This is a genomic window from Amycolatopsis sp. La24 (genome assembly GCF_029087445.1).
GTDB classification, from domain to species: domain Bacteria; phylum Actinomycetota; class Actinomycetes; order Mycobacteriales; family Pseudonocardiaceae; genus Amycolatopsis; species Amycolatopsis nivea.
Map to the genome: position 1 here is coordinate 59,973 of NZ_JARACH010000044.1, position 13,569 is coordinate 73,541.

11 protein-coding genes and 1 riboswitch are annotated in these 13,569 nt (G+C 70.4%); of the genes, 3 read left to right on the forward strand and 8 right to left on the reverse strand.

The features are described from left to right. Positions 1–369: 369 nt before the first annotated feature. Positions 370–630 carry a 30S ribosomal protein S20 gene (gene rpsT, locus PUT80_RS32060; protein WP_009081037.1) on the forward strand — a complete coding sequence of 87 codons (261 nt, stop codon included), beginning with the start codon at positions 370–372 and terminating at the stop codon, positions 628–630. Positions 631–730: 100 nt separating this feature from the next. Here rpsT and holA read toward each other — a convergent pair whose 3' ends face one another. Further along, the gene (gene holA / locus PUT80_RS32065; protein ID WP_037813709.1) at positions 731–1,702 is read right to left on the reverse strand and encodes a DNA polymerase III subunit delta; all 972 of its coding nucleotides are present in this window, start codon (positions 1,700–1,702) and stop codon (positions 731–733) included. A gap of 131 nt (positions 1,703–1,833) precedes the next feature. Beyond that, positions 1,834–1,967: riboswitch (SAM riboswitch) on the forward strand. Between the two features lie 13 nt (positions 1,968–1,980). Between holA and thrC the strand changes: the two genes are divergently transcribed. After that, entirely contained in the window at positions 1,981–3,246 is a 1,266-nt protein-coding gene (thrC, locus tag PUT80_RS32070) for a threonine synthase (protein WP_037813711.1), read from the forward strand. Between the two features lie 24 nt (positions 3,247–3,270). On the opposite strand, the gene PUT80_RS32075 is transcribed toward thrC, so the two are convergent. From PUT80_RS32075 to nadD, 7 genes are all read right to left on the reverse strand, one after another. Then, positions 3,271–5,649, reverse strand: a complete 2,379-nt coding sequence (locus PUT80_RS32075) for a ComEC/Rec2 family competence protein (protein WP_238605165.1) — start codon at positions 5,647–5,649, stop codon at positions 3,271–3,273. Beyond that, the gene (locus tag PUT80_RS32080; protein ID WP_240690638.1) at positions 5,646–6,203 is read right to left on the reverse strand and encodes a ComEA family DNA-binding protein; all 558 of its coding nucleotides are present in this window, start codon (positions 6,201–6,203) and stop codon (positions 5,646–5,648) included. Before PUT80_RS32080 ends, PUT80_RS32075 begins: the two co-directional genes overlap by 4 nt. A 1,510-nt stretch (positions 6,204–7,713) precedes the next feature. Then, positions 7,714–8,559 carry a DegV family protein gene (locus tag PUT80_RS32085; protein WP_037813714.1) on the reverse strand — a complete coding sequence of 282 codons (846 nt, stop codon included), beginning with the start codon at positions 8,557–8,559 and terminating at the stop codon, positions 7,714–7,716. A 4-nt stretch (positions 8,560–8,563) separates the two neighbouring features. Then, positions 8,564–9,292: a diglucosylglycerate octanoyltransferase gene (octT, locus tag PUT80_RS32090; protein WP_037813716.1), complete on the reverse strand. Its 729-nt coding sequence runs from the start codon at positions 9,290–9,292 to the stop codon at positions 8,564–8,566. A 4-nt stretch (positions 9,293–9,296) separates the two neighbouring features. Further along, positions 9,297–9,911, reverse strand: coding sequence for a histidine phosphatase family protein (locus PUT80_RS32095; RefSeq protein WP_043837324.1), 615 nt, complete (start codon positions 9,909–9,911; stop codon positions 9,297–9,299). After that, complete coding sequence (rsfS, locus tag PUT80_RS32100) at positions 9,908–10,315, reverse strand: ribosome silencing factor (RefSeq protein ID WP_134663035.1); 408 nt, start codon at positions 10,313–10,315, stop codon at positions 9,908–9,910. The genes PUT80_RS32095 and rsfS overlap by 4 nt, the downstream gene beginning before the upstream one ends. Before the next feature lie 45 nt (positions 10,316–10,360). Then, positions 10,361–10,960: a nicotinate-nucleotide adenylyltransferase gene (gene nadD / locus PUT80_RS32105; RefSeq protein WP_078870493.1), complete on the reverse strand. Its 600-nt coding sequence runs from the start codon at positions 10,958–10,960 to the stop codon at positions 10,361–10,363. Positions 10,961–11,126: 166 nt separating this feature from the next. Between nadD and PUT80_RS32110 the strand changes: the two genes are divergently transcribed. Next, complete coding sequence (locus PUT80_RS32110) at positions 11,127–13,244, forward strand: RecQ family ATP-dependent DNA helicase (RefSeq protein WP_275294408.1); 2,118 nt, start codon at positions 11,127–11,129, stop codon at positions 13,242–13,244. Positions 13,245–13,569 lie beyond the last annotated feature (325 nt).

A 13,569-nucleotide genomic window follows, 5' to 3' on the forward strand; every position in this document is an offset into this window, starting at 1 on the left:
GCACGCTGAAGACCGGGTCCTCCAGGCTTTTGTCCCGTCAGATGAACGGCGGGGCTCTGTCTCCCGCCGAAGGTGCCGCTCGGACCAGGCCCGCCCGCCCTCGTTGTCTTCGCGACCCGCTCTGCGGGACCACGGGCAGGCGACGGAACCCTAGGCACTACCGGACCCCACCGTAACCGAGACGGGGCCGCGATGCCGAGCGTTTGCCTGCTCCGGGGCCGTCGGCAACGCCGCGAACAGGGCTGTTAAGATTTTCGACTGTTGCCGTGCGGCATTCCGTCAGGGAGGAAACCCGGCAGTCCCTCGGGACTGATCCGGAGCCACACGAACGCGGCAACGACCTTCACCGAGTGAAAGAGGAACGCCTCCATGGCCAACATCAAGTCGCAGGTCAAGCGCATCACGACGAACGAGAAGGCGCGGCAGCGCAACCTGGCGATCCGGTCCTCGGTGAAGACCGCGATCCGCAAGTTCCGCGAGGCCGCCGAAGCCGGTGACAAGGACAAGGCCCTCGAACTGCAGCGCGACGCCGCTCGCAAGCTCGACAAGGCCGTCACCAAGGGCGTCATCCACGCCAACCAGGCCGCGAACAAGAAGTCGGCTCTCGCGAAGCGCGCGAACCAGCTCTGAGCGCAGTCTTTCCGGAAGGCCCGGCGGCTTCGGCTGCCGGGCCTTTCCGTGTCCTGGGGACCGGCTCGGCTCTCCTCAAGGCGTTCCCGGCGCCGGGACGTCAGCGGTCGCCCTTGGCCGCGACCACGTCGAGGACCGCGCGCTGCAGCGCGTAGTTCGCGTCGGCCGCCGCGCCCTTGACCTCGGCGTTCAGCCGCGCCACGACGCGCATCGCGGTCGCCAGGCCGTCCTGGCCCCAGCCCCGGGACTGCCCTTGCGCCTTGCGGATCTTCCACGGCGGCATGCCGAGCTCGCCCGCCATCTGGTTCGGGTTGCCGCGCCCGGCCGCGGACACGCGAGCGATCGTGCGGACCGCGTCGGCCAGCGCGTCGGCGATCAGGACGTGCGGGACGCCCAGTTGCATCGCCCACTGCAGGGACTCCATCGCGGCGGCCCGGTCGCCCGCGACGGCCTTCTCGGCCACCGCGAAGCCGGTCACGTCGGCGCGTCCGGTGTGGTAGCGGCGGACCGCCCGCTCGTCGACGACTCCCCCGGTGTCGGCGACCAGCTGCGTCGCCGCCGAGGACAGTTCGCGCAGGTCCGAGCCGACCGAGTCGAGCAGCGCCATCAGGCCCGCGGCGTCGATCTTGCCGCCCGCGCGGCGCACCTCGTTGCGGACGAACGCCTCGCGCTCGGCCGGTTTGGTGAGCTTCGGGCATTCGGTGATTTCCGCGCCCGCCTTTTTCAACGCGCCCGGCAGCGCTTTGGCGGCTTTGCTCCGCCCGCCGCCGCTGTGCACGACCACGAGGACGATGCCGTCGGCAGGCGCCTTCACGTACGCGAGGACCGCGTCGGACAGCTCCTGCGAGATGTCCTGCGCCGACTCCAGCACGATCACGCGCCCCTCGGCGAACAGCGACGGGCTCACCAGCTCGGCCAGCACAGGCGGTGTGAGATCGGACACCCGCATGCGCGTGAGGTCGGCCGTCGGGTCCGCGGCCTTGGCCGCGTCGAGGGACGCTCGCACAGCCCGTTCGATGAGCAGTTCTTCCTCGCCCGTGACGAGGTGCAGCGGCGCGGGTGCGGTGGTCACCCGGCCATCTTCTCACCCGGCCGCCGGGCCGCCCGCTCCGGTGATGTGGGCCGCCTCCGTGGCACGAGCTGATCGGGATGTCGTACGGTGTAGCCGAGGACGCGCCCACCGGCGCTCCGACAACCGAATACCGCTCATCCAGAGGGGCAGAGGGAACGGCCCGACGAAGCCCCGGCAACCGGCGTACAGCCTGTCATCCCGCGATCGCGGGGTAGCTGACGACCACGGTGCCAATTCCGGCCCGCTTCGGCGGGGCAGATGAGGAAAGGAACCTCGCGATGACTGCAGCCCTCAGCGCCACCTCCGCCAACAAGACGATCGACCTCGGTCCGGCCGTCGAACTGGTGTCGAAGGAAGAAGGGCACCGGCAGCCGCTCGCTCCGGAATTCGTCTCCGTCGAAGACTTCTCGCCGCTCGAGGTCGCCTACGACTTCGGCCGCGTCCGCCGCGAGGACATCGAGGCGGGCCCGCGCAACATCTGGCGTTACAAGAAACTCCTTCCCGTCCCCTCGACCGTCGAGGAGACCCCGAACACCGAACCCGGCTGCACCCGGCTCGTGCGCGCCGACCGGCTCGCGAAGGAGCTCGGCCTCAAGCGCGTGTGGGTCAAGGACGACACCGGCAACCCCACGCACTCGTTCAAGGACCGCGTGGTCGCCGTCGCGCTCGCGGCCGCCCGCGAGTTCGGTTTCGAGGTCCTGGCGTGTCCCTCGACCGGCAACCTGGCCAACGCGACCGCCGCCGCGGCGGCCCGCGCCGGCTGGCGGTCGGTCGTGCTGATCCCGAAGAACCTCGAACGCGCGAAGATCCTCACCACCGCGGTCTACGACGGCGACCTGATCGCCGTCGACGGCAACTACGACGACGTGAACCGGCTCGCCACCGAACTGGCCGGCGAGCACCCGAAGTGGGCGTTCGTGAACGTCAACGTCCGCCCGTACTACTCCGAGGGCTCGAAGACGCTCGCCTACGAGGTCGCCGAGCAGCTCGGCTGGCGCATCCCCGAGCAGATCGTCGTGCCGATCGCCTCCGGTTCCCAGCTCACCAAGGTGGACAAGGGTTTCCGCGAGCTGGGCCAGCTCGGTCTCGTGGACGCCAGCCCGTACAAGGTGTTCGGCGCGCAGGCCACGGGCTGCTCGCCGGTCTCCACCGCGTACCGCAACGGCCACGACGTGGTCCAGCCGGTGAAGCCGGACACCATCGCCCGTTCGCTCGCGATCGGCAACCCGGCCGACGGCCCGTACGTGCTCGACGTGGTCAACCGCACCGGCGGCGCGATCGAGGACGTCACCGACGAAGAGGTCGTCGAAGGCATTCGGCTGCTCGCGCGCACCGAAGGCATCTTCACCGAGACCGCGGGCGGCGTCACCGTGGCGACCGCGAAGAAGCTCGTCGAAACCGGCAAGCTCGACCCGGACGCGGAAACCGTCCTCCTCATCACCGGCGACGGCCTCAAGACCCTCGACGCGGTCGAGAACCACATCGGCCCGAAGGCCACCGTGCCGCCGTCCGCCGCGGCCGTCGCCAAGGCACTCGGCTACTGACGCACCGGCCCGGGGTCCGCCGCACTACCGCGGCGGACCCCGCGGCTCGCCCCGGCGCACCACCGCCGGTCCGCTTCCTCCGGGCAGAACGGCGGTGTCCCCGTCGATATCGGTCCGGGTGACCAGCACTCCCATCGTTCCGAGAACGTCCACTGTGGACTTGCTCGGATGTCCGTATCCGTTGCCCGCGCCGACACTGATCAGCGCCGTGCGCGGCCGCACCGCCGCGAGAAACTGCGGCAGCGAATACCTCGACCCGTGATGCGGCACCTTCAGGACGTCTGCCCGCAGGTCGACGCCCTCGGCAAGCAGATCCGCCTGCGCCGCCAGCTCGACGTCTCCGGTCAGCAGAACCCGGCCAGCCGCGGTGTCGGCGCGCAGGACGACCGAACTGTTGTTGATCATCGTGCCGTCCTGCAACGCCGGTGCACGGGTAGTGGCGTAGCGCGGACCGATCACCTCAAGCGACAGCCCCGGCCACTCCAGCCGCTGCCCGTCGCTCAACTGCACCAGTGGCACGCCGCGACGCCGCGCTTCGCCGGAGACCGACTGCCACGCCCACGCGGGCGCACGCCCTGGCCCTACCGCGATCGCCCCGACCGCCCGTCCGTCGAATACCGAGGCGAGACCGCCGATGTGGTCCGCGTGCAGGTGACTCAGCACAAGCAACGGCACCCGTTCGACGCCCAGCCTCCGCAGGCATTCATCGACCGGCCCTGGCTCCGGCCCGGTGTCGACGACCACGGCGCGACCAGGCTCGGCCGTGGCCAGGACGACCGCATCTCCTTGTCCGACATCGCATTCCACCATCGCCCAGCCGTCCGGCGGCCAGCCAGGCACCAAGACTTTGGCCGGCACGACTGTCAGCAGCACGACGACCAGTCCGATCGCCACTAGCAGCCGCAGCCGGCGAAACCGCGCCGCCACCACGATTGCGACCAGCAGGACCGCCACGCACAATCCTCCCCACCAGCCTCCGGGCCACGAGAGCGCCGCGCCCGGCGCTCTCGCGCCATGCCGGGCGACGGTGATCAGCCATCGGGCTTCCGGATCCGCTAGATGGATCAGCAGATGCCCCGCACCTGGCCACCACGGGCCGACGACCGTTGCCAGCACTCCCAGCACGGTGACCGGCGCGACCACTGGTGCCGCAAGAACATTGGTCACGACCGAAACCAGGCTGACCGTGCCCGCCATTCCGGCGATGACGGGAGCGGTGACCACGAACGCGGCTAGCGGCACGGCTAGCCCTTCGGCGTAACCGGGCGGGACTCCCCGCCGCACCAACGAATCTGCCCAGCGCGGCGCGAGCAGCACCAGCCCTGCCGTGGCGAGAACCGAAAGAGCGAAACCGAAATTGCCCGCCATCGTCGGATCCCACGCCACCAGTACACAAACGGCGAAGGCCAATGCGGGCAACGCTGAACCACGCCGTCCCAGGGCCAGCGCGAGCAGGCCGATGCCGCCCATTACGCCAGCCCGCACCACACTCGGTTCAGGACCCACCAGGACGAGAAATCCCACTAGGCAGGCTCCAGCCGCTGTTGCGGAAAATCTCGGACCTGCTCGGACCAACCGGCACAGCAGCAGTACGGCTCCGCCGATGATTACAAGGTTGCCACCGCTCACTGCCATCAAGTGGGTGAGTCCGGAGGCTTTGAACTCACCTTCGACCCGTTGCGGCAACGCGCTCGTGTCGCCTAGCACCAGTCCGGGCAGGAGGCCCGCGGGTTCCTCCGGCAGGATCGCGCACAGCGAATGCAAGCTGTTCCGCAGAGCTGCGGCGGCTTGCTGCCACCACGGTGCCGGACCGATATCTGCTGGCGCGGCCCGCACGGAGAGGACTGCTGCGGTTAGTTCGCCGCCGCGTGCGGGCAGGAGACGACCGGATGTCGTCACCTCCTGGCCGGGCAGCAGACGATTCCATTCCGCGACCGGTGCCAGCAACAGAACCCGGCCGGTCGATTCGACTGGCAGACCGTCCACTGTGGCCGTTGCGACTCGGGCCGGGATCGCCACTGACCGGGTTCCCGCCTGTTGGTCGGCGTATCCGGCTTGGTGGATCGGCCGCGGGCGCTCGCTGATCTCGACCCGCAGCGTCGCTGTGACGCCATGTGCGGCAGCGGCTCCCAACGGGTCGGATGATGCGTCGTGGATCCGCAGAGCGGTTGGCACTGCGGCAATGAGTCCGACCAGCAGCAGCGCTCCCCCGGCACCGAGGTATCTGGCACGGCCGCGCACTAGAAGCACTGCCGCGCCGATCACCGCTACGGCACCGATCGCTGTCGCGATCCACCAGCCGAGTTGCAGTCCGGCGAGGGTGGCCACCCATCCGGCGACAGCAGCGGGGACGAGACGGAAATCGTGGTCGCGCCGGGCCGTTTCCTCGGTTTCCAGCTTCATCCGACGGTCACCTGCTCGCGGATTTTTTGGAACTTGCTCTCGCCAATGCCGTCGACGTCGCGAAGTTGTTCCACACTCGAGAATCCGCCGTGCTGCGTGCGCCAGTCGGTGATGCGCCGGGCGGTGACCTCGCCGACGCCTGGGAGGCTGTCGAGTTGTTCGGCGGTCGCGGAGTTCAGGTCGATCTTGCTGGCTGCGGCTCCTGAACCGACCGGTGCCGCTTGCGCGGCTGGGACGCCGACCGCCAGCTGCTCGCCGTCGGTGAGTCTGCGGGCGAGGTTCAGCGTGGTCAGGTCGACGCCCGGGTTGGCACCGCCGGCCGCGCGGAGGGCGTCGGCGACGCGGGAACCCGACGGCACGGTGACTAGCCCTGGCGAGCGCACGTGGCCGACCACGCTGATTACCAGATTCTCGTTCGTCTTCGACGCGTGCGGCACCTGCGCACGGGCAGTCGGGAGCGGCGGGGCGATCTCGGCTGCGGGCGAGCGGCCGAAGATGGCCAGGCCTCCGGCAATGACGGCGGCGGCTGCCAGCAATGCCAGGGCGAAGATCATTCCCCGGCGGCCCAGGAAGCCGGGCAGGCCGGTCGAACCGGGGAGCCAGCGCCGGGTCAGGCGATGCTCGATGTGTTCTGGCAGCCAGCTGCGGACCAGTTTGCCGCCGGGCAAGGAGCTTTCCGGCGGGGGTGGGTTGTCGGCCAGTGCAGACAACCGGGCTTTGCGACCCGTGGGCCGCAAGAGCGGCGTACCGTCCGCCAGCTGGCCGCCCAATAGCGGTGCATTGTCCGCAACTGCAGACAGCTCAGTGTCCGGACCCGCTGCGCGAGAGTGCCGCCTTGAGTGGACCGCCGCGCCGTCCATGCCTGTGGGCAGGCGAGGATCCGGTTCCCCGCCGGGCACCTCCTGGCTGTCTGCAGTTGCCGACACACTCGCCCGGCTGCGCGCCGACCGGCCCGCACGGCCGAGGGGCAGCCAGCGGCGGACCGGCCCGCTGCCGGGTCCGCTGAGGTGCGGGACCGCGGCCAGCTGGTCGGCCAGCCAGGTGAGCCTGACGTTGACGGGAGTGCCCTGGTCTCGGGCGGAGGGCTCGAACACACGATCGACGCTAGGCGTCGGCCGGTCCGACTGCGAGCGGGTTCCGCGCGATCTGTGGACAACCCGCCCCTTGGGGACAACTCGGCCTTCAGCGCAGGTGCCGCGCCGGATTTTGTCGGGGCACGCGGTCATACTGGCGGGTTTGGCGCGCGGCACCGGTGATCGAAAAGCGTTCGCGTCCGGCGCGCTCGTCCGCCAGCACCCGGTCTCCGGTCTGCAACCGGATGATTCCCGTTGACTGGCGAGGAAAAGCCGAGACCCGAAGCGCGGTCGAAGACCGGATGGGCGCGCTCGAACAGACCCGCGCGCGACTGCTCGCCGAGCGGTTGCGCTTCGAGTGGCGACTACAGACTCCGGGCGCGCCGCCGCAAACCGCATGGTCTTCTGGGAGATCCGCGGCAAGGACGAGCAGTTCGCCTTGATGACCCGCGTCTTGGACGGAACGCTCGACGCGCACAGCCGCGACGACCTGACCCGGATGTCCGCGCGTGCAGTGGCAATCCGGCACTACGAGGAGGAATCGGCGCCCTACCGCAGCTCGCGGGACTGGTGGCGAGTCGCCACGCTGCCCGAGCATCGCGGCAATGGCTACCTCGGCGAAATTCTCGCCGAGGGCACCAGAATTCTTGCTGCACAAGACGTTCGTCGCATCCGTACGGCGACAGATCTCGGCAACGTCCCGATGGCGAACGCGTTCCGGCGCGCCGGATCCTCACCTTCGAGCGCACGATCACGATGTCTTGGCCGTGATTCGAGTGGAGGCTTGGGAACGCGCGGTCGCCCACGTCGCCACGATGGCGGCTGGTGGGCCAGCGGAACCGTCGTAGCGGGAGTTCACCGCGCTCGGTGCCGAACTCGCCGAGGAAGGGCGTCTCGATCCACGGATACTCGGGAAAGCCGCTGGCCACGACGAGCAAGACCTCAAACGCGTCTGGCACCTGCTCGCGCGATTCGGCAACCAGGAAACCAGTTAGGCGCGCTGCACAACCACGCCGAGCACGCCAGGCCCGGTGTGCGCGCCGATGACCGCGCCGATCTCCGACACCACGCATCCCCCGGCGCATCCCGGGATCGCTTCCTCGAGCCGGTTCGCCAATTCGACCGCCCGCTCCGGCGAGGCGAGATGATGCACCGCCAATTCGACCGGTCCGGTGCCCGCTGCCTGCACGGACAACTCGACCAATCGCCCGATCGCGCGGTTCATCGTGCGCACTTTCTCGAGCGGCAGGATCCGGCCGTCGGACATGTGCAGCACCGGTTTCACCGCGAGCGCGGTGCCGAGCAATGCCGCGGCCGAGCCGATCCGGCCGCCGCGGCGCAGGTGTTCCAACGTCTCTACCACGAACAACGTCGACGATCGTTCGGCCGCTTTCGTCGCGACCTCTTCGACTTCCGCCGGGCTGGCTCCGGAAGCGGCGGCGTCCGCGGCGTGCAGGGCAGCGAATCCCAAACCCATCGCTGTGGTGCGGGAATCGACGACCCGGACCCGGTCCGAGCCGACTTCTTCCGCTGCCAGCACTGCGGCTTCCCAGGTGCCGGACAGCTCGCTCGACAGGTGCACGGACACGACCGCGTCCGCGCCAGCGTCGAGCGCGGCCCGAAACGCGGTGGCGAACTCGGCCGGGGTGGGCCGGGAAGTCGTGACGATCTTGCGCTCCCCCAGCGCTTCCGCGAGCGCGGCGGGGCCCATCTCGAGGCCGTCGAGCGAACAGACGCCTTCCACGAGGACATGCAGGGGCACCACCCGCACCGAGTGCCGCTCGGCGAAGCCTTCGGGCAGGTGCGCGGTGGAGTCCGTGACCACGGCGACCGACACGTCGTCAGCCTACGTGGCCGGAGCCGAGGTGCGGGGCAACGAGTTTCGCCATCGCGGTGCCGACTGCTTCGTGTCCGGCCCATCCCCAGTGCATGCCGTCGGGATTTCCCGCGCCGCTCAAGACATGTTCGCCAACCACGCCGGGCGTGTCGAGCAACGGCACTTCGCGGCGCGCGGCCCACGAAGCGATCGCAGCGGCTGCTTCGGCGCGTCCCGTGTGTACGCGTCCGTACGCGTCGGCGCGGTGCACCGACGGCAGCATTCCGAACACAGGCAACTCAGGCCGCAACGCGCGCAAGGCTTCGACGGACTGGTCCAGATAGCTCACGGTCAGCCGCGCAGGAAGCACGCGAGGACGTCCGCGCATCACGACAGACAACCGTGGCTGCGCAGCGAGATAGGCACCGCGTACGACGCGACGCACGCCGTCGGGGCGAAGGTAGCGAAGTCCCTGACGCAAGTACGTCGGCAACGGCGACGGCAGTGTGTCCATGTGGCCGACAGCGAGCACGACAGCGTCGACGCGGCGCAGATCCGCCCACACGCGCGGGTCGCCGGTGAGAGACCACCACAGGTCGCGTGCGGTCCAGCCGATGCCTGCGACGAGATCGGCTTGCCCGGACAACGCGTTCGCGGCGACGTTGGGCCACAGGCGCGGATCGTCGGCCGCGCAAGGGCCCTCGGGGCCGTGGAAACAGAGTGAATCGCCGAAGACGAGCAACTGCGGGCTCATCGGGTCAGCCGGTGATGCCCGCGTTGTACGCGTGCAACCGCCACTTCCCCTCGCGGTGGCCGAGGTCGACCCAGTGGCAGTTCATGATCCCGCCGAGCGACGGCCAGACCTCGACCGGAAGGCCGAGCAGCTTCGCCGTCAGCGCGAGGATCAGGCCGCCGTGCGAGGCGAGCAGGACCGATTCCCCGGCGCCGGAGTTCGGCTGCATCAGGTCGTCGACCACTTCGGCGGCGCGTTCGGCCACCTCGACGCGGGACTCGCCGCCCGGCGGGGCCCACGCGGCGTCGCTGCGCCACAGCTCGCGGTCGCCCGGATAGCCCTCGTCGACCTCGGCCCCGGTCAGGCCCTGCCACTCGCCGAGGTGCGTCTCGCGCAGCCGCTTGTCGATCTGCAGCGGCACGCCGATCGCCTCGGTGAGCACCGTCGCGGTGTCGGTGGCGCGGCGCAGGTCGGACGCGATCACCAGCTCCGGCGCGAACCGCGCGAGCGCGGGCACGGCGAAGCGGGCCTGGTTCCAGCCGACCGGGGTCAGCGCCGAATCGAGGTGTCCCTGCATGCGGCCGGCGGCGTTGTAGTCCGTCTCGCCGTGCCGCCAGAGCAGCAGCCGCCGCGGGCTCACGCCTCCGGGCCGTCCGCGTCGCCGGTGTCGTCGGCGGGGACCGCGGCCAGCCCTTCGACCTCGATCCGCGGGCAGTCCTTCCACAGCCGCTCGAGGCCGTAGAACGAGCGCTCGTCCGCGTGCTGGACGTGCACGACGACGTCCACGTAGTCGAGCAGCACCCACCGGCCCTCGCGCGCGCCTTCGCGCCGCACCGGCTTGTGCCCCTCGATGCGGAGCTTCTCCTCGACGTTGTCGACGATCGCGCCGACCTGCCGCTCGTTCGCCGCGGACGCGATCACGAACGCGTCGGTGATCACGAGCTGCTCGGACACGTCCAGGACGACCACGTCGCTGGCCAGCTTGTCCGCCGCCGCGTGCGCGGCCGCCACCGCCAGGTCCCGTGCCTCGGACGTCGCTGCCACAGTGCTCCTTCAAGATTTCGGGTACGCCCGGACGAGGGTACCCGGTCAGGCCTCGGCGTCCTTGCGGTAGAGGTCCTTCTTGGCGATGTAGCGCACAACGCCGTCGGGCACGAGGTACCAGACCGGCTCGCCGCGCTCGACGCGTTCGCGGCATCCGGTGGACGAGATGGACATCGCGGTGACCTCGACCAGGCTCACCTTGCCGCTCGGCAGGTGGTGCGAGTTGAGCCGGTAGCCCGGGCGGGTGACGCCGATGAAATGCGCGAAGTCGAACAGCTCGTCGGCCTTGTGCCAGGTGAGGATCTGCTCGAGCGCGTCGGCCCCGGTGATGAAGAACAGCTCGTCGTCCGGGTATTCCTCGTGCAGGTCCCGCAGCGTGTCGACGGTGTAGGTCTGGCCGCCGCGGTCGATGTCGACCCGGCTCACCGAGAAGACCGGGTTGGACGCGGTGGCGATGACCGTCATCAGGTAGCGGTCCTCGGCGCGCGTGACGCGGCGGCCGGACTTCTGCCACGGCTGCCCGGTCGGCACGAAGATGACCTCGTCGAGCGCGAACCGCGACTGGACCTCGCTGGCCGCGACGAGGTGGCCGTGGTGCACGGGGTCGAAGGTGCCGCCCATGACCCCGATCCGGCGTGGTGACATAGCCGGTGAGCCTATACGCGCGGGCACGCGAGGGCTCCCCGTCGCGACTGCGAGCTAGGTTACTGTTGTGACATGAGCCACATAACTCTGCGTTTCCGGCCGGAAACTGTCCGGTCCGGTCCGGGCGGCTCCGGGATTGTCGGGGGCATGGGGTAGACCGGAGGACGTGGACATCACCGACACCACCCCAGACCTCCGGACCCGCGCGGAAACCCTGCTCCGGGCGCTCGCCGGGGACAACGCCGCCCTCCGGGAAGACCAGTGGACCGCCATCGAGGCACTGGTCGCGCACCACCGGCGCGCGCTCGTCGTGCAGCGCACCGGCTGGGGCAAGTCGGCGGTGTACTTCCTGGCCACCGCGCTGCTGCGGGAACAGGGAGCGGGGCCGACGGTCATCGTGTCGCCGCTGCTCGCCCTGATGCGCAACCAGATCTCCGCCGCCGCCAGGGCGGGGATCCACGCGGCCACCATCAACTCGGCGAACGCGCAGGAGTGGGACCAGGTCCAGGCGTCGGTGGCCGCGGGCGAAGTGGACGTGCTGCTGGTCAGCCCGGAACGGCTCAACAACCCGGACTTCCGCGACAGCGTGCTGCCGAAGCTCACCGCCAGCGCCGGCCTGCTGGTGGTGGACGAGGCGCACTGCATTTCGGACTGGGGCCACGACTTCCGGCCGGACTACCGGCGGCTGCGCACGCTGCTCGGCGACCTGCCGGAAGGCGTGCCGGTGCTGGCCACCACCGCGACCGCGAACGACCGGGTGGCCACCGATGTCGCCGAGCAGCTCGGCATCGGCGGCGAGACGGACACGCTCGTCCTGCGCGGTCCGCTCGACCGGGAGAGCCTGCGGCTGGCCGTGGCCGAACTGCCCAGCGACGAGGCGCGGCTGGCTTGGCTCGCCGAGCACCTGGCGGAGCTGCCGGGGTCGGGCATCATCTACACGCTCACCGTCGCCGCCGCGCACGACGTCACCGCGCTGCTGTCCGACCGCGGTTATCCGGTGGCCGCCTACACCGGGAAAACCGATCCGGCCGACCGTCAGGCCGCGGAGGACGACCTGCTGGAGAACCGGGTCAAGGCGCTGGTCGCGACATCGGCGCTCGGGATGGGGTTCGACAAGCCGGACCTCGGGTTCGTGGTGCACCTCGGCGCGCCGTCGTCGCCGATCGCGTACTACCAGCAGGTCGGCCGCGCCGGCCGCGGCGTCGAACGGGCCGAGGTGGTGCTGCTGCCCGGACGGGAGGACAAGGCGATCTGGGCGTACTTCGGGTCGCTGGCGTTCCCGGACGAGCTGCGCGTCACGCAGGTGCTCAACGCGCTCGCGTACGCCGACCGTCCACTTTCGACAGCCGCGCTGGAACCGTCGGTCGAGCTTTCCCGGTCCCGGCTGGAGATGGTGCTGAAAGTGCTCGATGTGGACGGTGCGGTGCGCCGGGTGCGCGGCGGCTGGGAAAGCACCGGCCAGCCGTGGGAGTACGACCGGGAGCGGTACGAACGGGTCGGCGTCGCGCGGGCGGCCGAGCAGGAGGCGATGCTCGGGTACATCCGCACCAGCGGGTGCCGGATGGAGTATCTGCGGCGGCAGCTCGACGATCCGGAGGCGGTGCCGTGCGGCCGGTGCGACAACTGCACCGGGGAGCACTGGAGCACGGCGGTGTCCGACGAGATCGCGGGTGCCACGCGGGAACGGCTGGACCGGCCCGGGGTCGAGGTCGAGCCGCGCAAACAGTGGCCGAGCGGGATGAAAGGGCTCGACGTGCCGCTGTCGGGCCGGATCAAGACGGAGGAGCAGGCCGAGCCGGGACAGGTGCTGGGCCGGCTCACGGACGTGGGCTGGGGCGGCCGGCTGCGCGAACTGCTCGGCCCGGGCGCGCCGGACGCCGAGGTCCCCGACTCGGTGTTCGACGCGTGCGTGAAGGTGCTCGCGGGATGGCAGTGGGCGCAACGCCCGGCGGCGGTGGTGGCGATCCCGTCGGCGACGCGGCCGCAACTGGTGGACAGCCTCGCACTGCGGCTGTCGGCGATCGGCAGGCTGGATTACCTGGGCGAGCTGGCGTCCGCCGGACCGCCGCCGCGACAGGCGAACAGCGCACAGCGCCTGGCGGATCTGTGGCGGAGGTTGAGCCTGCCGGAGGACGTGGCAGCGAGCATCGCGCAGACGCGCGGGCCGGTGCTGCTGGTGGACGACCTGATCGACACCGGCTGGACGATGACCCTGGCGGCGCGGCTGCTGCGCCAGGCCGGGGCGGAGGGGGTGTTGCCGTTCGCGTTGGCGACCACTGCTTGAGGTGTGCTGGGTCTGGGCGGCTGGGCGAGGTTGCTGGGGCGGCCGGGCCGGTTGCTGGCGGGTGCCCTCTTGTCTGCGGGGCCGGGCGGTGGCGGCTTAGCGGCCAGGCAGGATTGACTTCGCGGCTAGGCGGGATTGGCTGGGATGACCGGAGGCGGCTGCTGGCTGGCGAGTGCGGCGGGCCGGACTAGCCCGTGCGAAAGGGCCTGCCCTCGACGAGCTGTCCCGTCGTGGTTGCGAGCGCGGGTCTAGGCACAGCGAAGGCTGCCAGGCTGATCCGGGATGCCGCACGAACGAAGCGAAGCGGGGCGAAGCGGGGCGGGGC